We start from the raw sequence: 20566 nt of genomic DNA on the forward strand, positions 1-20566 counted from the left end.
CCGTCGCGTCCCAGACTGCGCGGCCACCCCTCGCCGAACCGGCCGCCGGCCAGAACGCTGTGGATGAGCTCGGAGTCCCTGGCAGGGTTGTGGACTACCTCGGGGTCGCCGTTCAGACCGAGCGGACCAGCGCCAACTGCTCGCGGGTACGTCGATGCCGTTCCAGCACCTCAGTCACTGGCGACACCAGCTCGTCCTGGGCGACCTGCACCACGGCGGCCCGCAACCGGGTGTGCGCCCGCTCCCGCCGGCGACGCGCCGCGAATCCCACTATGGGGCGCACGGCCAGCGTTAGCACTAATCCACCGGTCACTCCGACAGCCAGGAGCAGCCAATGGATCGGCATAGAGCTCACCTCAGGTGCCTCTGGGGTGGGGATGCCGAAGATCCCACACACGGCGAGGAGCGCAAACCAGGCGGCGCCGGCCACGACCGCGAGCGCGAACAGCCATTGACAGGTCGCGACCAGATACCACCACAAAGGCGTGCGTTCGGTGAGTGGGGTGACGGTGACGGCGTCGTCGAGCGCTCGGGCGAGGCGGTGTTCGTCAGGGGTAGCGGCGTCATGCACGGCTTGGGCCCAGCGGCCAGGGAGTCCGTGGGCGGCCCGGGCTCCGAATGATCGAGTGGCTCGGTCCACGGCCGCCCGAGCGGTGGGGCTGGGACAGGGTGGGGTCCGTTGTGCCAGCAGGTGGGCCACGTCTTCGCCGGCTTCGCCCTTGGTGTCTCGGGTAAGGCGGGTCAATGGGTCACGGCCGAGCCTGTTGGTCCAGGCCAGGAACGGCCATGAGGTCAGGGCGGCGGCTCGCCTGCGGTAGTCGGCGGCGACGCTGTCGACGAGGACGGGGATCCCCGCCGTACGGCAGAGGGTGTCTACGAGGTCGTCATCAAGGGTGATGTCGATGCCTGGTTCGTTGGCGCCGACGTGTGGCGCCAAGGTGTCGGCTTGGCGTTGGAGGTCGGCGACGAGTCGGGCGCGGGCGGCGGTAGCGGCGTGGGTGGCGCCGTACAGGGCGTCGCGGAGTTCTCCGACGCCTTGACCGGTGCGGGTGGAGGTGACGAGCACTTCCGCGGAAGTTAATCCGTCGTCGGTGAGGAGGTGGCGGAGATCTTCCCGGCAGGCGTGAACTTCCGCAGGAGCGACCCGGTCGGCTTGGTTGAGGACGACGAGGGTGACGGCTTGGTGGCGATCTGCGGCGCGGAGGTAGGTGTCGTGCCACAACGCATCGGCGTATTTCTGGGGGTCGGCGACCCAGACGAAGACATCTGTGAGTTCGAGGACGCGGTCGGCGTCTTCGCGGTGTTCGGCGACGAATGAGTCGATGTCGGGGAGGTCCAGCAGGACGAGGCCGGTGGGGTCGATTGTCCCGGTGGAGGTGGCAGCGTGGTCGGCGGAGGCTCCGGGGGACGGTGATGAGGTGGTGGTGGGCACACGGTGCCGTACGGCGGCGCCGACCCAGTCGAGCAGACTGTCTGGCGCGTCGTGTCCCCAGATGGCAGCAGTGACTCGACTTGTGGTGGGCCGTAGCGCCCCCACTTGGGAGACGGTCTGTCCGGCGAGGGCGTTGAAGAGGGAGGACTTGCCTGTGCCGGTGGCTCCGGCGAGGGAGACGACGGTGTGGTCTCCGGATAGAGATAGTCGTTCGGAAGCTTTGCGCAAGGCTCGTTCGGCGTCGGCGACGTGGACGGCTGGGAGCTGGTCTCCGCCTGCGTCGAGGGCACTGGTGAGTCCGGCGACCGCGGTCCGCAGCCCAGCTGCGGGGTCGACTGGTGTCTGGGCGTGTCGTTCGCGTCGTCTCATCGTTGAGCCTTCACAGCTGCGGCCGCCTTCAGGAGCCTTTCGGGTGTGTCGGTTGCGAGGTCGATGGTGGTCAACGCTGCCAGGATGCGGTCCTGCTCGCGCGCGTAGAGGGCGCTGACCCGCTCCAGGAGCCGTTGGTGGGCTTCCGTGGTGAGCTCTCGGACCGCTTGATCACCGAAGATCGCCTCCAAGATCTTCTGGGCGAGGAGGGCGCTGCCCCCAGCGATACCCAGTTCAGCGCCAGATACCCCAACGGTGTGGCTGAACACCGCCAACATCAGGACGACTCCGACACCGTTGACCCCGAAGGATAGGACCCGTGCCGTCGTACGGCGGTCCTTGCCTTCAGCCCGGACCAAATCCAGAATATCGGTCCGCCATTGCTGGATCAGCTCGGTGACGTGGGCAGGAAGGTCTGCGGGCAACCGGTCGAGGTCTGGGTGGTCGGTGACGATGTCTTCTCCACCGGGGACGCTCGACCAACGGCGACTGACTTGCAGTGCTGCCGCTTCGGCATGGGCGAGGATCAACTGGTGCAATCCCTCCTGCAAAGCCACTCCTAGCTCAGCGGTGGGAGCTGGCCTCCCACCTAGAGCCGTGGTCACCCGGTCTCGTAGCCGCCCGACAGCTGCTTCGAACGATCGCACCAGGTCTCCAGCGCCGACGTACTCCTGCCACCGGGCCAGCACCTCACCGCGCAGCAAGGATCCATCGGCAGCTTCTTCCTGGACCCGTCGGGTCGCTTCGCCGTAACTGGACTGCACAATCGCCTGTAATTGCTCGACCGTTTGCACCTGCGCGGATGACGCGTCGGCGAGGGCATGCACGTGGACATCAAGTGCGTCCAGCGCGCCAGACAAGGTACGTCGTACGACGACATTTTTGGCGCGGGAATCGGTGGCGAGAGTGGTCAGCCAGTCACGCAACGGCTCTAGCTGTCGTTCTGGGAGCATCCCGCCCTCACCGAGCGGGGATTCGGTGAGGCTGAAGATCGGCACCGACCGTAATCCTTCGGTGGCGAGCATCCCGCTGAGATGGTCACGCACCGCCACCAAGGCCTCAGCAGGCACCCGGTCGAGCACGATGGCCACGGAGGTGCCCCGTTCGGCTGCCTGGTGGAGGAACGACCACGGGACGGCGTCGGCGTACCGAGACGCCGAGGTGACAAAAAGCCACAGGTCAGCGGCCGAGAGAAGTTGACGGGCCAGATCACGGTTGGATTCGACCACGGAGTCAATGTCTGGCGCGTCAATCAACGCCACTCCTTGTGGCAGAGCATCCGCAGCAACCAACCGGATTGACGAGGGATCTTGATGGTCGGGGTCACCAGTGCGGTCCCGGGTCAGGCCGGGCAGAATTCGGCTGCCCACAAACCAAAAGGCCTCTTCGGGATGGTGCACCAGCACCGGCGCACGGGTGGTGGGGCGCAACACTCCGGCGCGGCTGACCAGGCTACAAGCCAGGCTGTTGACCAAGGTTGATTTGCCCGAACCGGTGGATCCGCCGACCACAGCCAGCACCGGAGCATCCACATGCGTCAGGCGAGGCACCAGATAGTCGTCGAGTTGGGCACGGACGGCCGCGAGCTCACGGCGCGCGTGAGTCGCTCCGTCGATGTGCAAAGGAAGCTGCACCCGATTGATCTCGGCGCGCAAGGCACGCACGGCAGCGACCAGAGCGTCCGTGGTCACCGTGTGGGTCACGGGCTCATCGTGTCCGCTCGGCCGAGCTTTTCCAACGTGCCGCGCCGAGGGCGCCGCGAGGGTGACCGTCGCACCAGTCACCGGCTCTGCTGGCGCTTCCGGTGGCGTCGACGTCCGACGCGGGCGGAAGAATCCACGACCGGGAAATCTCACGTCACACCCCCACAGGCCGATCGGACGACCGTCCATACTCCGCTCGCTTGAGCGGTGGCGTCATCGGAGGTTTTCATGCACTCGCCCCGTGGCCTGGCCGGCCCACCCACGTCGAGCACTCGCGCACCTTTCTCCGACACCGCCGAGGCGGACGACCGCGTCTATCACATGGTGGAGCAGCAGGCGAACTGGGTGGCTCTCGCTGTCGCTCAGGCCGACCCTCAACAGTGGCTCTTCGCCCAGCGGGAGCGTTTCCGGCGCGACGGCGTCTGTGACCCATGGGCCGAGCAGATGCTCTATCGGGCCGGACTACTACCACTCGCCGGATGATCTTTTCAATGGATCACCCTGCGGGTGGTCCCGCGGCGCCCCCGGCAGGACTCGAACCTGCGACCTAGAGATTAGAAGGCTCTTGCTCTATCCAGCTGAGCTACGAGGGCATGTATCGCTGAGCGACACACAGCGCAGTGTAGCGGGGTCGATGGACCGATCGGTCACTACCCCAGCACGCGCGTCGCGTTGCGATCCTCAGAACGTCATCGTCAGGGCGGTTCCTTTCTTTCTCATCCGAGGCTGTAGAGGCGCTGACGTAGCCAGGAGATCTCCTCCAAGAGAGCCTGCTCGACGGCTGCTGCATCCTCAGGACCGGTGCCTCGGGAAATCCGCTGACGTAACAAGGCCAGCTCAGTGGCCTGGTCCTGGAGCCGCTGCATATCCGCTGCTGCCTGATAGCCGCCGCGACGGCTGGCCCACTCACGGGCACGACGACGTTGAGACATGTCGCCGAGCATGGCGATTTCCGGTCCAGTAAACCAACCGTGGCCGATATACCCGGCGAGGTGGTCACAAACCACGCGTGCCTCTCGGCGACGCATCCACACCGCAAAAATAATCATGCCGACAAAAATTGGCAGTTGCAGGAATAAATACCCGAGGAGGAAGCCGCCTCTAATGGACACTGCAGCAAGATTCCATAAGCCATGCAGGGTCATCGCCATCAGATATCCCAGGACTGGGGCAAAGTATCGGAAGGGGCCGCGACGAGAAGCAAACACTCCTAGTCCGATGCCGGTGAATCCGGTAAACAACGGATGGGCAAACGGGCTGAGCAGCCCCCTAAGGACAACGAGACCGACCACTCCGCCCGTGCCACCCTCAGCATAGGCCCTCCCGAAATAAAGGATGTTCTCCGCAAAGGCAAAACCAGCGGCGCAGAGGGCGGCGTAAACAATCCCATCAATGATGCCATCGAATTCGCGCCGCCGCATAATGAGCAGCAGCAGCACACCCAGTCCTTTAAGGGTCTCCTCCACGAATGGCGCAATCACCACTGCCCCCGTGATGGACGCCTGCCTTTCCCCGACATTCTCCGCAATAATCCCTGTGGAGGTCGAATTAACGATCATTGCCACCGCCGTCGCCACACAGGCCCCCCAGAGGAAAGCGGTGACGAGGTAGCGGGTGGGCTCCGCTTCAAATCGATCGAGCCACAGCACCGAAGGGACCACGATCATCAGCGGAAGCAACGCGGACATCAAGCCGACGACGACACCGCCGCGACCGACGTCCTCCCCCAACGTCAACAAAATAAACAACGCCCCGACGAAGAACAGCACCCCCAAGCCACCGATCCAGCCCCAGCGACGCAGCATCGGTCGGGCCGTGCGCGGACCATGCCCCGACCCATAGACCCCCGGCTCCGCAGGGTGGATCATCACCGCACCGAAGGGCGCCTGCACCTGGATTTGCTGATGAGAATCAGGCACCGGACCCCACATGGCGTGGCCCACTCCTGGCACTGCAGGTTGCTGTTGCCATCCCGGGTGCTGCGGCGGCATGTGGCCGTACCCTTGCATCTTCTTCCCCCTGCGTTCGGCAGTCGTGACGTCAATATCGCCGCGCATACAGTACGCCGATCCATCCACATCGCGCGGACTGTCCCTTCAGGAGAGAAACCGATGGTCCACGTCGACACGATCCGACCGCACCGCAATTCTGAGGGCACCATCAGGGAAGGCCCACGCCACGTAGGGTGAAGCAATGAGCAGCACATCCTCTGAGAAGTCCTTGACCGACCGCATCGTGTGGATCGACTGTGAAATGACCGGGCTGTCCCTCACCGATGACGCGTTGATCGAAGTCGCCGCCTTAGTCACTGATTTCGACCTCAATCAGCTTGGCGACGGGGTGGACCTCGTGATCCGACCAGATGATGCCGCCCTGGAGCAGATGAACGATTTTGTGCGACAGATGCACACGAACAGCGGCCTGCTGGACGAGCTCGCTGAAGGTGTCACGATCGCACAAGCACAAGAGCAGGTGCTCGCCTACGTCCGCGAGTTTGCGCCAGAAGCAGGGAAAGCTCCTCTCGGAGGCAACACGGTGGCGACCGACCGGGGTTTCCTGGCTCGAGACATGCCCGAGCTGGAGAGCTGGCTGCACTACCGGATCATCGACGTGTCCTCCATCAAAGAGCTGTCTCGCCGGTGGTTCCCGCGCTCTTACTTCAACGCACCAGCCAAGCACGGCGGGCACCGAGCACTCGCGGACATCAGGGAGAGCATCGCCGAGCTGCGCTACTACCGCGAGGCGGTGTTCGTGCCGCAGCCTGGGCCCACGAGTGAGCAGTGTCGGGAGATCGCAGCTCGGCACGTGGTCACTCCCTCCGTGGGGGGCTGACTTTCTCCGGGGCACTGGCCACTGCATCCCCCTCCCCCTCCGCCCGACGGACCTCATCACCGGCCCTGTTGAGGCTGGTCAGGCACGGTCAGAGCTGCCTCGCTGCCTCGGTGGTCATAAGCACCCCAAAATTCGGGGTACGATAGTCGCCGCTGCTCCGCAGAACGCGGAAGCGGTGACTTGGTGGGTGTAGCTCAGCTGGTAGAGCACCTGGTTGTGGTCCAGGTGGTCGCGGGTTCGAGTCCCGTCACTCACCCCACGGGTGAAAGAGCGTCGTCTCATTTTTTGAGGCGGCGCTCTTTCACTTTTCCCCTTCCTACGGCTCGATCAGGCCGCTGAGGCAGGATGGTCAGGTCCCATCCTTTCCTCAGCAGCGCCCGGAGTCGCCTGATGACGCCCCGCATCGCACCGTCCTGGTCCTGGCTTCACCGCCACCTGGTCACTGTCCTGTTTGCCTCGTCACTACTGCTTGTAGCGCCTCCAGCATGGGTTGCTACAGCTCCAGCAGCTCTGGCTCACTCCCAACTGGTCAGTTCGACCCCAGCGAACGACGCGACGGTGGACACGATGCCTGCCGCTGCGGAATTGGTGTTTAACGAGCAGATCAACGCTGACTTCTCTCAGGTCATCGTGGCCGGTCCAGATGGGGCTCCCCGCTCGGTCACTCCAGCAGTCTCCGGCGCAAAGGTGACGGCCCCTCTCCCGGCAGGGCTAGGCCAGGGGCGGATTGAGGTGCGTTATCGGATCGTCAGCAAGGACGGACACCCGGTAGACGGCAAGATTGCATTCACGGTGGGAAAAGGTGGCCCTGCCCCATCCTCCAATGACGGGGCCTCTCCGGCAGGGGCGTCGTCCGGGTCGTCGGGAGCCACTACGGGTACGGCGGACCACTCGGCCACGTCTAACGCGGAGCCCGGAAAGGGCGGCCTGGTCCTGTCGATCGTCGCTGTCCTCGGGGGGTGTGCAGCGCTCCTCATCTGGTTCGGGGTACGAATGGTCCGCCGGGAACAGCGCCGCGACAGCTGAGCCTCCCGCCAGGAAAACTCCAGAAACCACGAGGACACGGAAGGGTCGACATGTCATCCGCACGGAAAGACATGAAATGACCTGCCAGATGGTGTCGCATGATTTGACCCTCCCGTAGGGGGAGACAGGATCGTGGAGGCATGCTGCAGATCGGTGAATTCGCAGGTGTGACCGGATTGACAGTAAAAGCTCTTCGCCACTACGACTCGGCAGGAGTGCTGGTTCCGGCCGGCGTCGCGGAGAGTTCCCGATATCGCAGGTACGGCGAGGAGCAAGTCAGGCACGGAGTCATGATCCGTGCCCTGCGTGACGCGGGCGTACCTCTCCCCGCTGTGGCTGCCGCGTTTCGCTCAGGGGCGTTCAATTCCGCCCTAGCGGATCATCGGCGCCACATCCTTGAGCAGCGCATGCTTGAGGATCAGGCATTCGAGGCAGCGGATGCCATGCTTCGCGCTCTAGCAGCACCGGCTTCTGCGACGGTGCGGACGATGGCAGCTCAGCCGTACGTCGGGAAGGCCCTCTATCTACCAGTGGGCGAGAACAACTCGTCGACGCAAGAAGACGCAGAGCAGGTGTGCGCAGAGCTGTATTTGCGCTTGCAGGAGTTGGGGCTCGGCCCGGCAGGGCAGTTCTGGACCGCGCTGCGCTGCGACCACCAAGGAACAACTGAAGTCTGGTGTTGCTGGCCGACTGTTCGTGAAGTGTCTGAGGGCTATTGTGGGCCTGGCACCTTCTCCGCCACCCTCCCGGCCCGCACGGAACTGGCGATCACGTGGCAATCACCTGAGGGTGCAGAGCCTCATGAAAGGTCGCTTCATCCCGCAGTCGTGTGCTTGTTCGACGCGGTCGCTGAACGGGGATTCGTTCTTGGAGATGTCGAGATTCGGCAAACAACCCTGAGTCCACACGCATCCAACCCTGCGGTAGAGATGTCTTTCACCGTCTCTTCTTCCACCCGATGAGCAGCCGTTTCCATCAGCGCTACTGACTGATACGCACATCTCGGCGGAGAGTGCTCTAGGTATCGATCAGCAATCACTCAGCACAGCAGAAAAGGTGAGGCCCGAAGACCTCACCTTTTCTATCAATATGGTGCGCCATCAGGGACTCGAACCCCGAACCCAGTGATTAAGAGTCACTTGCTCTGCCAATTGAGCTAATGGCGCGCTGACAGGTAAAACCTTATAGCACCGTGCCTGCCATCATGAAATCCGCTGGTCAGAGACTTGACGTGGCAACCAGGTCATCGCTTGGACATCCGTGCAGGACGGCACACCCAGTCAGTTTGACGGAATCCGCCCCGGCCACCACGATCCGGGGCGTAGCGTCGACGCGGACGCTGGGCCCCGGGTGTGAACCGCCGGGTGCGCCCGCCACGAAAGGAGCCAACGATGAGGGCATTGGTGAAGGCGACCGCCGGACCTGGCCTGGAGCTGCGCGAGGTCCCCGAGCCGGTGTGCGGACCCACCGATGTGAAGATCAAGGTGATGCGGGCCGGCCTGTGCGGCACGGATCTGCACTTGGAGCAGTGGGATGACTGGGCGGCGGCGACAGTCAAGCCTCCGCTGACGATCGGCCATGAGTTTTACGGTGAGATCGTCGAGGTCGGGTCGGAGGTCAGCGACCACAGCAGGCTCCGCCCGGGGTTGCGGGCTTCTGGCGAGGGGCATGTCGTATGCGGGGCGTGTCGTAACTGCCGGGCTGGTCGGCGGCATGTGTGCATTCACACTCAGGGCATCGGGGTCAACCGGGATGGGGCGTTCGCTGACTATGTGGTGATCCCCGCAACGAACGCTTGGGTGCAGCCGGACGATTTGGACCCTGACCTGGGTGCCGTATTTGACCCGTTCGGTAATGCGACGCACACGGCGTTGCAGTGGCCGATGGTCGGTGAGGACGTTCTGATCACTGGTGCTGGCCCGATCGGGGTGATGGCTGCGGCCATCGCCCGGCATGCTGGCGCACGGCACGTCGTGGTCACTGACCTCTCCGATTTCCGGTTGGAGCTGGCCCGCAAGGCTGGCGCGGACATGGTGGTCAACACGACCCGTACGTCGGTGCGGGAAGCTCAGCGGGAATTGGACATGAAGGAAGGTTTTGACATCGGCTTGGAGATGTCGGGAGCCCCTGCTGCGGTCAACGACATGATCGACAACATGAACCATGGTGGCCGGGTGGCGATGTTGGGACTACCAAAGGATCCGTACCCGATTGATTGGGGCAAGGTGATCACTCACATGATCACTATCAAAGGCATTTACGGTCGGGAAATGTTCGACACCTGGTATGCGATGAGTTCGATGTTGCAGACGTCCCCGACCCTGCGGGAGTCGATCACGTCGGTGATCACACATAAGGTCGCTTTTGAGGACTGGCAGGACGCCTTTGACGCCGCCCGCAGTGGGCAGTGCGGCAAGGTGGTCATGGATCTCACGCGCTGACCGGCGTACGAAACGACGGAAAGGACGACCACCACGATGTACGGCGACCTGCGAGCCCGACTCGCCACCACCCTGCAGGAAATCGACAATGCTGGCTTGACTAAGTACGAACGCCGCCTAGCGACCCCCCAGTCTGCTCATATTCAGACGGCGACCGCCGCGGGACAGGCGGCATCGCTGAACTTCTGCGCCAACAACTATCTGGGATTGGCAGATCATCCGGAGGTGGTGGCTGCTGCCAAAGCGTCGTACGACGACTGGGGTTTTGGCATGGCCTCGGTGCGGTTCATTTGCGGCACTCAAGAACTCCACAAAGACCTGGAGGGCGCGATCAGCGACTTCTTAGGCATGGCGGACACGATTCTGTTTTCCAGCTGTTTCGACGCCAACGGCGGAGTGTTTGAGGTGCTCTTCGGTGAGGAAGATGCGATCATCTCCGATGAGCTCAACCACGCCTCTCTCATCGACGGCATCCGACTGTGCAAGGCGCAACGGTTCCGTTATAAGAACCGGGATATGGCCGATTTGCGGGCTCAGTTGGAGGCTGCGAAAGCGTCCGGGACGCGGCAGATGTGCATTGTCACTGACGGCGTTTTTTCGATGGACGGCTACTATGCGCCGTTGCCGCAGATCTGCGACCTCGCCGAGGAGTACGGCGCTTTGGTGCTGGTTGATGACTCGCATGCGGTGGGTTTTGTCGGGGAACACGGCCGAGGCACCCATGAACTGTTCGACGTGATGAGCCGAGTCGACATCATCACCGGGACGTTAGGTAAGGCGCTCGGTGGAGCCAGCGGCGGGTATGTCAGCGGTCCGCAGGAAGTGGTCGACTTGCTACGGCAACGAGCCCGCCCGTATCTATTTAGCAATGCGGTGGCCCCGGCGGTGGCAGCTGGCTCGATGAAAGCCATCGATCTGGCCCGGAATTCAGACGCCCTGCGGCAGCAATTGGACGCCAACAAAGTGCTGTTCCGAGAGTTGATGACGCAAGCCGGGTTCGATCTGCTTCCCGGCGAGCATGCCATCGTGCCAGTGATGTTCCCCGGAGAGGAGGGGGCCCGGACCGCCGCACAGATCGCTGACGCGATGCTGGAGCAAGGCGTCTATGTCATCGCGTTCTCCTACCCGGTGGTCCCCAAGGGCAAGGCCCGGATCCGGGTGCAATTGTCCGCTGCACACAGCCAAGACGATGTCCGCGCTTGCGTCGCAGCTTTTGTCGCGGCTCGAGCCCAGGTCACGGGGAGCTGACATCCGTCGATGTCTTCGAGTAGGGATGGTGACAATGGTCACCATCCCTACTCGGTGATCTGTGAAAGCAGTTACAAATACAGCCCGGTCTCCTCGTCGGTTTCCGGGGTGGACACGGCATGGAGGTCGCGTTCCCGCAGCAGGACATACTGGCGGGAGTCCAATTCGACTTCGGCGCGTTCCGCAGGGTCGTAGAGCACCCGATCGGCCAGGCGCACCTGGCGCACGCTGGCACCGATGGCCACCACAGTCGCCCAGGCCAGCCGCTTTCCCAGCTGGGCGGTGGCCGGGATGATAAGTCCCCCGCCAGTTTGACGCTCCCCCTGTTCTCCTTCGTCAGAGAGCAACACCCGGTCGTGGAGCATCCGGATGGCCAGTCCGCCTTCAGTGGCGGCGCGGCGACGGGTGGATGTCCCGTTCGCCGAGGGGTCGGCGTCGTACGTCGGCTGGTTCATGTGTCCCACGCTACGGGCACCGCTGGTCTGGCAGCGAACAGAACTGCTCTCGGGACCGAAGGACGCCGTACGTCGGGCGCGACATGGGTCGGCACAGCCTCTGAATGACCCCCGACAGCGCCCCGCACAAGGACGATGGCCGCCAATCGTGGTTGACGGCCATCACGTCCCTGAGTGAGCTCTCCGGCCGAGACCGGGGCCAGCGCGCCCGGCGGGGACGGCGCGCAGTGTCATCACAGTCAGCGGCGCATCCTGCGGTAGATCCCGATCCCGACGATCACAGCCACGCCGAGTGCTACCGCGGCGATACGGTCCATGCGAAAGTCGCCGTTAGGAGTCATGAACGTTTCTTGGGCCTTGGCCACCACCACGTCCTTCTGACGTTGGGCCACCACGTTCGGCTTCACGCGATAGGCCAGCTCGTCTATCGTCGAGGCCAATCGGGTGCGCGTAGCCTCGATGTCGTCCTCGATATCACGGGGGCTACGAGCTTCTTGGCTCATGTGCTGTCCTTCCTGCGTGGCCCGGGACATCCCACCTCGCCTGCGGTCTGCCGGCCGTACGGTTCTCGAGCGCGCCCCGGGCGGAACCGTCGAGTCTGCACTAACCTACCGTGGTCCGTGATGATCCGCGCCCAGGAGAAAGAAGAGCGCCATGCCACGCCTCGAGCCCGGAAACCCCGCCCCGAGCTGGACCCTCACCGATCACCGCGGGAAGCAGGTCTCTCTCAGTGACTACGCCGGCCGTCACCTGATCATGTTCTTCTACCCGGCAGCGATGACTCCGGGTTGCACCACCGAAGCGTGTGACTTCCGGGACAGCGTTGAGGCGTTGCAGGCCGCCGGGTATGAGGTGGTGGGCATCTCTCCGGATTCCCCGGAAAAATTAGCCCGGTTCGCGGCTCAAGAGTCCCTGCCCTATCCGTTGCTGTCGGACCCGGACAAGCAGGTGCTGCAGGGGTACGGCGCGTATGGCGAGAAGTCGTCGTACGGTCGGACCGTGGTGGGGGTGATCCGGTCAACCATCGTCGTCGATCCGAGGGGTGCGATCACCCTGGCGAGGTACAACGTCAAGGCCACCGGTCACGTGGCGATGCTCCGACGCTTGCTGGCGGTCTGAGTTACCCTCTGCGCTCCTACCGGCGGCACCCGAGCAGTCAGCGTCGCCGGTGGGCGCGCAAATAGGCGCGCAAGTCGTCGTACATCCCGTCAGCTCCAGAGAATTCGACGACGTTACGGGCAGCGTCCAACCACGGCCCGATTGACGGGCGGATCTCCCCCAGCGCCGTCATGACGTCTCCCATGCCGATCAGTCGTGGCGCGCCTGAACGGACCCCGTCCATGAGGGCACGTTCAGCAGCGGAGTCGCAAATGTGGGCGATGTCGGCACCGGAATATCCCTCGGTATGCGCGGCCAGCACACCGACATCGATGCCCTCCACTGGGCGGTCTTTGAGGTGGTAGTGGAAGATGGCCCGTCGGGCTGGCTCATCAGGGGGCAGGACCAGCACGGTGCGGTCCAGTCGTCCAGGGCGACGCAACGCCGGGTCAACATCCCAGGGCTGGTTGGTGGCGGCGAGGACAAAGACTCCGTCGTTGGCCCCGGAGATCCCGTCAAGCTCCGTGAGGAGTTGGTTCACGGCGGTCCGCATCGCCGTGTTCAGCATGGAGGCGCGTTTCTGTCCGAGCGCGTCAATCTCGTCGAGGAAAATCACGACTGGCGCTTCCCGCCGAGCCAGTTCAAACAGGTCGTGCAGATTGCGTTCACTGGCGCCAATCCACATGTCCAGGACATCGGACAGACCCACTGAGATGAACTTCGCGCCCAGCTCCCCCGCAACGGCTTTGGCCACGAAGGTTTTCCCACATCCCGGAGGCCCGTACAGCAGCAAGCCGCCGCGCAGGGATTTGCCGTATAGCCGGCGTAACTCCGGGTTGTGCATCGGCGCAAGGAAAGCCACGTGCAGACGTTCTTTGACGTGTTCCATCCCGCCGACGTCGGCGAGGGTGATGGCGCTGCTTTCGACGTCCCAGGCCGCGTTGTCCACAGCGTGGCTCGTCATCGCATGGTTGACAAACATCGGCTGCGCTAAATCCGCGACCTCCGACTCGGCTCTGCTCCAGTCAAAACCGGTGTACGACGCCGTATCGGGTCGGTACGGCGCGCTTCGCTCCTGCCAGTACGGCGGTGCGCTGACCGGCGGAGATGTCCCAGGTGAGCTGTGACCCATAGGACCAGCCGCAGGCGAGGGGCCGGAAATGAATTTCGGCATGGAGGATGTCGGCGGCGACATCGGAACGGGGGGCGCCGCAGCTGCCGGAGGCATTCCGGCCGCTGGTGCCGGATGTCCTGGTTGGATCATCGCGGTGTTTTGCACCATGGGCCCTGACGGGGGCATGCCCTGGCCAGGTGGCATGGACATTCCGGGGGGGACCTGCTGACCCTGAGCCGACGGCATCACCGGCGGTTGCGGCATCATCGGTGGGGCGGCAGCGTGGTGGGCTGGAGGCGGCGCCGCCGACATGGGCCCCTGAGTGGGCATCGGCATCCCGGCTGGTCCGAGTCCGGCGCCTCCGCCTAACGCTGCCTGCATGACGCGTTGGGCTCCGCTATGACCTGAGTCGCGTTGCAGCGCTGCCGCAGCATGCCCAATCGCTGCCCCGGTCTCACCGACAGCCAAGAGCAGCTCGGCCAGATGTACCCGTAACGGCACATCGTCCGGAGCTGCTGTCACCGCCGCAGTCAGGCTGGCGATCAGGGGGTCGGAGGTGCTCACCCGCACCAGGTTACGACCTACTCCTGACAACGCACCCTCAGGTGAGGTGAGCACCTCTGGTGACTTCTCTGACAACAGCGATCCCGCTATGCCACCCTGGCCTCACACATCACGAGGTCATCACCGCTCTCACAGCTCCGATGTCGTCCCTTCGACCGGTATCGATACTCCTGATGTGCCCCGCCACGGCCGGATGATTAACACCCACAACGCCGGGATCAACAACAGCGGCGGGAGCAGCGCACAACAGACATAAGCGATCTGGAACCATCGCAACCGATCCACCCCCCGAGCCAAGATCGGCTCGTCGGCACGAAAACGACGCATCACAGGTCCGTCCTCCGGGCCCAGCACCCCCAGCAGAAACCCTCTGTCCTGGTTACCGATCCAAAAACGTCGCAGACAACCCACCACGGCGCAGAACCACGACACTTCCGGCGAGGGCACAAATAACACCGCGATGAACACCATCATGAACGCGTCACTGCGGTAACGGGCCCGGAGCGCATTGGCCACCAGATCCCGAGCAGCCTGATTGATCATCGCGATCTCCTGAGGAGTGGTCGCGGAGACATCCGACAAGCTCCGGGTCCGGTCACCACCAATTGCCGAGACAATCGTCCAGGCCCGCTGCGCGTTGGGATTCGACGGATCCAAGCGCAAAGCCTCCTCAAGGTGGCTCAACGCCTCCGCCCGCCGTACCGGATCATCCAACAATGCCGACCGGGCATCAGCAGCAGCCAGATGCGCCTGCGGCTCATGAGGTGCCAAGCGCACCGCCTCCGCCGCTGCCCGCAGGGCGTCCTCCTCCGCGCCGGGCACATCCGTCGCGGTGAACGCCACTGCATGATGGTGCAGCCAGTCCGAAGGGTCCAGGCGCACCGCTTCGATTGCCGCACGGTACGCCGCTTCGTGATCTCCGACGTCCCGCAATGAATAGGCCAAATCGACATGGCTGATCGGGTCGTCAGGTGCCAGCGAGATCGCCACCTCGGCGTGTTCCAAGGCTCGCTTCGCCGCTCCGCTACATCGACAGGCCTCGCACGCCAACCGGTGCAGGAACACATCCTGTGGGCTGCGAGCCAAAGCGGGGTCTAGGCAGGCTAAGGCGCTGTCGTAGCGTCCGGCCTGGATCAGCAGCGCAGCACGCTGCACGACCCGTTGGTTGTCCACCGGCACGCCGTCCATCGTAGGAACCGCCCGCTCTGCACACGAATCGTCTTCTAGCTCAGCTGCTCCCGCACATCCTGCGCCAACAACCGGAACGCCTGGCCGCGGTGACTCAGCGCGTTCTTCTCCGCTGGGGAAAGCTCGGCGCTGGTGCGCCCATCCTCAATCTGCAGGATGGGGTCATAACCAAACCCATTGCTCCCCCGTGGGGCGCGAGTGATCCGGCCGGGCATCCGACCCTCACGCACCACCGTGCGACATGCCGCCGGGTCTTCTGCCGTGGCGGGATCGACTGACGGGACCGCCAGACAGGCCGCACAGACAAACGCCGCCGTACGGTGCTCCTCCGGGACATCAGCGAGCTGAGCCAGTAGCAACTGAAGATTTGCCGAGTCATCACCGTGTCGCCCCGCCCACCGAGCGCTCAACACCCCTGGTGAACCTCCCAACACGTCGACAGCTAAGCCAGAGTCATCTGCCAGCGCCGGAAGACCGGTGGCGGCCGCGGCTGTCGTGGCTTTCATCGTGGCGTTCTGCGCGAAGGTCACACCGGTCTCCACGACATCTGCGACTTCCGGGAAGGCCTCCATGCCCACCAGGTCCATCTGGAGCTCTGTCAGGACGTCAGCAAGGATGTCGCGCAACTCTCCGACCTTGCCTGGGTTTCGGGTCGCCAGGACCAGCCTGCGGGCCACAGCCGGGCTCATCGAGCACCGCCGGTCAGGTCAGCGGCGAGCGCTTCCTGCTGGAGCTCAGTCAACCGGGAGCAGCCGATACCAGCTAGGCCCAGCAGACCGTCCAAAAGAGTGCGATCGAACGGTTCGCCTTCCGCGGTGCCCTGGACTTCAACGAATCGACCATCCCCGGTCATGACAACGTTCATGTCAGTGTCCGCGTCGACATCTTCGACATAGTCCAGGTCTAGGACCGGCACTCCTCCGACGACACCGACGCTGACCGCAGCGACCGAACCGGTCAAGACCTGCGCTGCCGGGCGGATTGCGCGGCGGGACTTTCCGGTCGCGATGGCATCGGCGAGCGCGACATAGGCCCCGGTGATCGCCGCGGTGCGCGTACCGCCATCGGCCTGGAGGACATCACAGTCCAGGACGATGGTGTTTTCGCCGAGAGCGGTGGTGTCGACCACGGCCCGCAAGGAGCGGCCGATGAGTCGGGAGATCTCATGGGTGCGTCCGCCGATTTTTCCCTTGACCGACTCGCGATCACTGCGGGTGCCGGTCGCTCGGGGCAGCATCGCGTATTCCGCCGTGACCCAGCCTTTCCCCTGGCCTTTGAGCCATCGGGGGACGCCTTCGGTGAAACTCGCCGCGCACAGCACCCGGGTACGACCGAACTCGACCAGGACACTACCTTCGGCGTGATCGAGCCAGTGACGGGTGATGCGGATGTCGCGGAGGTGGTCGTTGGCTCGGCCATCGTGTCGGGTCATAGCCCCACCATATCGACGCACCCTGACAGCTTGTGCTCGCCTCCGAGGGAGTCGTCGTACACTTCACCCTGCGCGGGAGTGGTGAAATTGGCAGACACGCAGGATTTAGGTTCCTGTGCCGACAGGCGTGAGGGTTCGAGTCCCTTCTCCCGCACTGCTGGAGCAGCTGATGGAGGTGACATCCCGTGGCGGACCTGTCGCGGGACGGGTCGGGGTCAAAGGCCCCGGTGGTCCTCGTGGTCGACGACGAGCCACGGATGTCATCGCTGATTGGCTTCACCTTAGAAACGCACGGCATGCGCGTGTACACCGCCGCTGACACCGGCCACGCCTGGAATCTGGTCTGCTCTCATCGGGTGGATCTGGTGGTCCTGGACGTGATGATGCCCGGAGAATCAGGGCTGCATTTCTGCCGACGAATCCGTGAGCAATACGACATCCCAGTGATCCTGTTGACGGCGCTCGCAGAGATCGATCATCGGGTCGCCGGGCTGGAAGCGGGCGCTGATGATTACGTTTCCAAACCGTTTAGCCCCCGCGAGTTGGCGTTGCGGGTGTCAGCTGTGCTGCGACGTCACGACTGCGGGGATCCGTGTGGGAATGGGGCCCAGAAGCGCCGTCTGGGCAGCCTGTCGTTGGATTTGCGGCGGCACCGGGTGACTGCGGGGGGTCGGGAGGTTCATCTGGCTCCAGGGGAATTCCTGTTGCTGATGGCGTTGAGTGACCGGGTCGGCCGCACTGTCGATCCGATGGATCTGATTGAGGCGATGGGTCATGCCCGTGATCACACCGGCGCTGCAAGTGTCGTCAAAACAGCGGTGTATCGGTTGCGCGCCAAACTAGACCGAGTTGAGGGAGCCCCGTCGGTGGTGAGTGACCGCGGCGTAGGCTACCGCCTGGTTATACCGGATTGACCAGCGGATATGGTGCTGACGGACCGTCGGCGTGCGCAGATGGGCGATGCAGGATGGCATGTCCGGGCCTGACCACAATCGTCTCGGGCTCACATCGAGCGACGCCGTCCACGATCAAGGTGTAGCCATGCGGCATCAGAGGCGGCCACATCACGGTGACCTGAGGTTCTTCAGCAATATTGGCGCGGCTGCCGCTGCTGGCGGTCGAGATCAGCACCTCGCCACCGACGCCCACCGGGTCGACGGCGACCACCTTGACCCGGCCCGCGCCAGACGTGGTTAACAGATAGCCTGCGCCGTATCGATCCAGGAGCGCAGCCAAGTCATCCAGAGGTACCGGGATGGTCATAAGTGCAGCGTAAGCGACCCTCAAATGTGGTAGGTCGTCAACGGACGGCAGAGTTCGACAGCGCCCGGCCAGATCTGGGCCGCCTGATCCAGGCAGATCTGCGGGTCGTTCCAGGGCGGCAGGTGGGTGAGCATGAGACGACGTACGCCGGTCGCCTCAACAGCCGCACGGGCCGCCCTCAACCCCGTCAGATGAACTCCACGTGCCGTATCCCGACCTTCAACATAGGCGCAATCCATCAACGCAAGATCACAATCCCGCAACAGATCACGCAGCCACGGCCCGTCATCGGTATCACCGGTATAAGCCAAGGTCCGCCCATCAGCCTCGACTCTCATCCCAAATGTCGTCGTGGGATGCGTCATGGAGAAAAACACGACCCGAAACGGCCCCACGGTGATCTCATCCAGATGGCTGACCTCACGAAAATCAAGAGTGCTATCGATCGATTCAGGACCGTCGGCGCCATAGGCACCCGCTATCCGTCGGGAAATCCCCGGCGGCCCCCACACCGGTAAACGAGCCTCAGGTGCGTACCCAGGACGATAGGTCCGAGCCACATGCAACGAGCACAGATCCACACAATGATCGGGATGCAGATGCGACACCGCCACCGCATCCAACTCCTCCAGCTCAATGACCTGCTGCAACGGCCCCAACGATCCATTACCCAGATCGAGGGCCATCGTCCACCGCCGCTCCGTATCGTCAACCTGGACGAGATAACACGACGCTGCCGACCCCGGCCCCGGAAGAGACCCCGAACACCCCACCGAGATCAGCCGCATCACCCCCACCCGCCCATCAGCCGCCAGCGACAGGACACTCCAGCGCCGTGAGAAGTCATGACACTCGAGTCGAGCGAGCAGTGACGTCCTGGACCTCTGGCCCCAAGAACCGCCGAGCCAACCGAGCGAACTCGGTCGGATCCCCAGTGGTAGCGAACTCATGACGAGGATCACCAGCGTCGGCAGCACGAAGCCGACCCAGATCAGCCAGCACCCGATACACGTCCTTAGCCGTCTCCTCCGCCGAGGACACCAAAGTCACCAAATCACCCATCACATAACTAATCACCCCGGTCAGCAGCGGATAATGCGTACACCCGAGGATTAATGTGTCCACCCCCCGCGCAGCGACCGGATCAAGATATTCGTGCGCCACAGCCAACAAGTCATCACCGCCAGTGACACCCTGCTCAACGAATTCCACAAACCGGGGGCAAGGCTGACTGACCACCCGCAAGTGCGGCGCAGCAGCAAACGCATCCGGATAAGCGCGACTGTCATGAGTCCCCCGAGTGCTAATCACCCCGACAACCCCATTACGTGTCGCAGCAGCCGCTCGACGTACCGCAGGACGGATCACCTCCACCACCGGGACGTCGTACCGCTCACGGGCATCGTGCAGGACGGCCGCGCTCGCAGTGTTGCAGGCGATGACCAAAACTTTGACGCCTCGGTCGACGAGCGTGTCAAGGCATTCCAACGCATAGCGTCGGGTGTGTGCGATCGGACGAGGCCCGTACGGCGCCCGGGCCGTATCACCCATGTATGACACTGACTCATAAGGGAGTTGGTCTAGCACTGCCCTGGCGACGGTCAGGCCGCCGTAGCCGGAGTCGAAGATACCGATCGGAGCGTCTACCACGACGACGACTATAGGCCGCTGTCGACAACCCCTCAGACCGCCCTGGAGCGGACTCCACTCAGGCGGTGTCCTCATCCAAGCCTTCGAGCATGGCACTCGTGAGGCTTTCCTGAAGCCAGGTGAGGAAGTCATAGACCGCCATCAACCATTCTGTCCCAGCGTCGAGACGCCCCCGTGCCAGATCTCGTTCCAGCCGGTCACCGTCAGCGTCTGTGCGCAACCCGAGACGCTCGCCCACCACCAGTCGGACATCGGTCAATGCCACCGCCACGCTCCGAGCCTGCTCCTCATCCAGGGCGACCCTCGGGTCTTTTTCGTCGCGCAATGCCTCAATGGCCGTGGCGATCACCGTCGCTTTGCGGGCCCGCAGTCCAGGAGCAGACATCCGACGGAACTCTGCAGCAACCAAAGGGTCGTCACGATGCCCGTCCGGGAGCAGCCGATCCAGGGCGGGATCACGCTCCGGGTCGTCGAGATCGTCGTACGACGTGGGGACCGGCATCGCAGGCAGTGGTGCCGCTTCGGTCGACCCTGGAACACTCACCATCCCATCGAGTTCATCACCGAGGCGGGCCAGGCCGGCTTGGCGCAACATCATCTCAAACTCGTCCCCGCCCTCCGGGGCTGCTGTCGGCGGTGCCACTAATTCGTGCACCTGCTGAAACAACGAGATGATGAGGGACCGCTCCTCGGGATCAAGTTTCCCCACATAGTGGTCACCCTCCCGGTTGAACGCATACGCCATCCCGGA

21 protein-coding genes and 4 tRNA genes are annotated in these 20566 nt (G+C 63.7%); 10 read left to right on the forward strand and 15 right to left on the reverse strand.

Features of this window, described 5'->3' with window-relative positions:
- Nucleotides 1-112 precede the first annotated feature (112 nt).
- Together KEM60_RS13360 and KEM60_RS13365 are read right to left on the reverse strand one after the other, a co-directional pair.
- Nucleotides 113-1801 carry a GTPase gene (locus tag KEM60_RS13360; RefSeq protein ID WP_219108057.1) on the reverse strand — a complete coding sequence of 563 codons (1689 nt, stop codon included), beginning with the start codon at nucleotides 1799-1801 and terminating at the stop codon, nucleotides 113-115.
- The gene (locus KEM60_RS13365) at nucleotides 1798-3504 is read right to left on the reverse strand and encodes an ABC transporter (RefSeq protein ID WP_219108058.1); all 1707 of its coding nucleotides are present in this window, start codon (nucleotides 3502-3504) and stop codon (nucleotides 1798-1800) included. The genes KEM60_RS13360 and KEM60_RS13365 overlap by 4 nt, the downstream gene beginning before the upstream one ends.
- Before the next feature lie 228 nt (nucleotides 3505-3732).
- Here KEM60_RS13365 and KEM60_RS13370 point away from each other — a divergent pair, with 228 nt between their 5' ends.
- On the forward strand, nucleotides 3733-3987 hold the full coding sequence (locus tag KEM60_RS13370) for a hypothetical protein (protein ID WP_219108059.1): 255 nt from the start codon (nucleotides 3733-3735) through the stop codon (nucleotides 3985-3987).
- Between the two features lie 36 nt (nucleotides 3988-4023).
- On the opposite strand, the gene KEM60_RS13375 is transcribed toward KEM60_RS13370, so the two are convergent.
- Nucleotides 4024-4097 (reverse strand) — tRNA-Arg (locus tag KEM60_RS13375).
- Between the two features lie 123 nt (nucleotides 4098-4220).
- Nucleotides 4221-5495: a PrsW family intramembrane metalloprotease gene (locus KEM60_RS13380; RefSeq protein WP_219108060.1), complete on the reverse strand. Its 1275-nt coding sequence runs from the start codon at nucleotides 5493-5495 to the stop codon at nucleotides 4221-4223.
- Between the two features lie 202 nt (nucleotides 5496-5697).
- On the opposite strand from KEM60_RS13380, the gene orn reads away from it, so the two are divergent.
- The 4 genes from orn (at nucleotide 5698) to KEM60_RS13400 (ending at nucleotide 8324) form a co-directional block, all read left to right on the forward strand.
- Nucleotides 5698-6336 (forward strand): oligoribonuclease, encoded by a 639-nt coding sequence (gene orn, locus KEM60_RS13385; RefSeq protein WP_219108061.1) that lies wholly within the window; start codon nucleotides 5698-5700, stop codon nucleotides 6334-6336.
- 183 nt (nucleotides 6337-6519) lie between these two features.
- A tRNA-His gene (locus tag KEM60_RS13390) sits at nucleotides 6520-6595 on the forward strand.
- A 131-nt stretch (nucleotides 6596-6726) separates the two neighbouring features.
- The gene (locus KEM60_RS13395; protein ID WP_219108062.1) at nucleotides 6727-7362 is read left to right on the forward strand and encodes a copper resistance CopC family protein; all 636 of its coding nucleotides are present in this window, start codon (nucleotides 6727-6729) and stop codon (nucleotides 7360-7362) included.
- A gap of 140 nt (nucleotides 7363-7502) precedes the next feature.
- Nucleotides 7503-8324: a MerR family transcriptional regulator gene (locus KEM60_RS13400; RefSeq protein ID WP_219108063.1), complete on the forward strand. Its 822-nt coding sequence runs from the start codon at nucleotides 7503-7505 to the stop codon at nucleotides 8322-8324.
- 128 nt (nucleotides 8325-8452) lie between these two features.
- Here KEM60_RS13400 and KEM60_RS13405 read toward each other — a convergent pair.
- A tRNA-Lys gene (locus tag KEM60_RS13405) sits at nucleotides 8453-8528 on the reverse strand.
- A gap of 225 nt (nucleotides 8529-8753) precedes the next feature.
- On the opposite strand from KEM60_RS13405, the gene tdh reads away from it, so the two are divergent.
- Nucleotides 8754-9803, forward strand: a complete 1050-nt coding sequence (gene tdh, locus KEM60_RS13410; protein ID WP_219108064.1) for an L-threonine 3-dehydrogenase — start codon at nucleotides 8754-8756, stop codon at nucleotides 9801-9803.
- Nucleotides 9804-9839: 36 nt separating this feature from the next.
- Complete coding sequence (locus KEM60_RS13415; RefSeq protein ID WP_219108065.1) at nucleotides 9840-11051, forward strand: glycine C-acetyltransferase; 1212 nt, start codon at nucleotides 9840-9842, stop codon at nucleotides 11049-11051.
- A 71-nt stretch (nucleotides 11052-11122) separates the two neighbouring features.
- Here KEM60_RS13415 and KEM60_RS13420 read toward each other — a convergent pair whose 3' ends face one another.
- Together KEM60_RS13420 and KEM60_RS13425 are read right to left on the reverse strand one after the other, a co-directional pair.
- Complete coding sequence (locus KEM60_RS13420; protein ID WP_255574628.1) at nucleotides 11123-11506, reverse strand: co-chaperone GroES; 384 nt, start codon at nucleotides 11504-11506, stop codon at nucleotides 11123-11125.
- A gap of 239 nt (nucleotides 11507-11745) precedes the next feature.
- The gene (locus KEM60_RS13425) at nucleotides 11746-12009 is read right to left on the reverse strand and encodes a DUF3618 domain-containing protein (protein WP_219108066.1); all 264 of its coding nucleotides are present in this window, start codon (nucleotides 12007-12009) and stop codon (nucleotides 11746-11748) included.
- 151 nt (nucleotides 12010-12160) lie between these two features.
- On the opposite strand from KEM60_RS13425, the gene bcp reads away from it, so the two are divergent.
- Complete coding sequence (bcp, locus tag KEM60_RS13430) at nucleotides 12161-12625, forward strand: thioredoxin-dependent thiol peroxidase (RefSeq protein ID WP_219108067.1); 465 nt, start codon at nucleotides 12161-12163, stop codon at nucleotides 12623-12625.
- 37 nt (nucleotides 12626-12662) lie between these two features.
- Here bcp and KEM60_RS16765 read toward each other — a convergent pair whose 3' ends face one another.
- From KEM60_RS16765 to rph, 4 genes are all read right to left on the reverse strand, one after another.
- Entirely contained in the window at nucleotides 12663-14282 is a 1620-nt protein-coding gene (locus KEM60_RS16765) for a 26S protease regulatory subunit (protein WP_304502187.1), read from the reverse strand.
- Nucleotides 14283-14411: 129 nt separating this feature from the next.
- Nucleotides 14412-15461, reverse strand: a complete 1050-nt coding sequence (locus KEM60_RS13440) for a hypothetical protein (protein ID WP_219108068.1) — start codon at nucleotides 15459-15461, stop codon at nucleotides 14412-14414.
- Between the two features lie 44 nt (nucleotides 15462-15505).
- Complete coding sequence (gene rdgB, locus KEM60_RS13445) at nucleotides 15506-16159, reverse strand: RdgB/HAM1 family non-canonical purine NTP pyrophosphatase (RefSeq protein WP_219108069.1); 654 nt, start codon at nucleotides 16157-16159, stop codon at nucleotides 15506-15508.
- Nucleotides 16156-16902, reverse strand: a complete 747-nt coding sequence (gene rph / locus KEM60_RS13450; RefSeq protein WP_219108070.1) for a ribonuclease PH — start codon at nucleotides 16900-16902, stop codon at nucleotides 16156-16158. Before rph ends, rdgB begins: the two co-directional genes overlap by 4 nt.
- Before the next feature lie 72 nt (nucleotides 16903-16974).
- Between rph and KEM60_RS13455 the strand changes: the two genes are divergently transcribed.
- Nucleotides 16975-17056 (forward strand) — tRNA-Leu (locus KEM60_RS13455).
- Between the two features lie 31 nt (nucleotides 17057-17087).
- Nucleotides 17088-17816: a response regulator transcription factor gene (locus KEM60_RS13460; protein WP_255574629.1), complete on the forward strand. Its 729-nt coding sequence runs from the start codon at nucleotides 17088-17090 to the stop codon at nucleotides 17814-17816.
- On the opposite strand, the gene KEM60_RS13465 is transcribed toward KEM60_RS13460, so the two are convergent.
- Genes KEM60_RS13465 through KEM60_RS13480 form a run of 4 tightly spaced genes read right to left on the reverse strand, consistent with a single transcriptional unit; the run spans nucleotide 17803 to nucleotide 20560 of the window.
- Nucleotides 17803-18165 (reverse strand): pyridoxamine 5'-phosphate oxidase, encoded by a 363-nt coding sequence (locus KEM60_RS13465; protein ID WP_219108071.1) that lies wholly within the window; start codon nucleotides 18163-18165, stop codon nucleotides 17803-17805. The two genes, KEM60_RS13460 and KEM60_RS13465, sit on opposite strands and share 14 nt — an antisense overlap.
- Nucleotides 18166-18185: 20 nt before the next feature.
- Nucleotides 18186-18953, reverse strand: a complete 768-nt coding sequence (locus tag KEM60_RS13470) for an MBL fold metallo-hydrolase (RefSeq protein WP_219108072.1) — start codon at nucleotides 18951-18953, stop codon at nucleotides 18186-18188.
- A gap of 55 nt (nucleotides 18954-19008) precedes the next feature.
- On the reverse strand, nucleotides 19009-19815 hold the full coding sequence (gene murI, locus KEM60_RS13475) for a glutamate racemase (RefSeq protein ID WP_219108073.1): 807 nt from the start codon (nucleotides 19813-19815) through the stop codon (nucleotides 19009-19011).
- Between the two features lie 58 nt (nucleotides 19816-19873).
- Nucleotides 19874-20560, reverse strand: a complete 687-nt coding sequence (locus KEM60_RS13480; protein ID WP_219108074.1) for a DUF2017 family protein — start codon at nucleotides 20558-20560, stop codon at nucleotides 19874-19876.
- Between the last annotated feature and the right edge of the window lie 6 nt (nucleotides 20561-20566).

Origin of the sequence: Austwickia sp. TVS 96-490-7B (assembly GCF_019331795.1) — a bacterium.
Taxonomy (GTDB): domain Bacteria; phylum Actinomycetota; class Actinomycetes; order Actinomycetales; family Dermatophilaceae; genus Austwickia.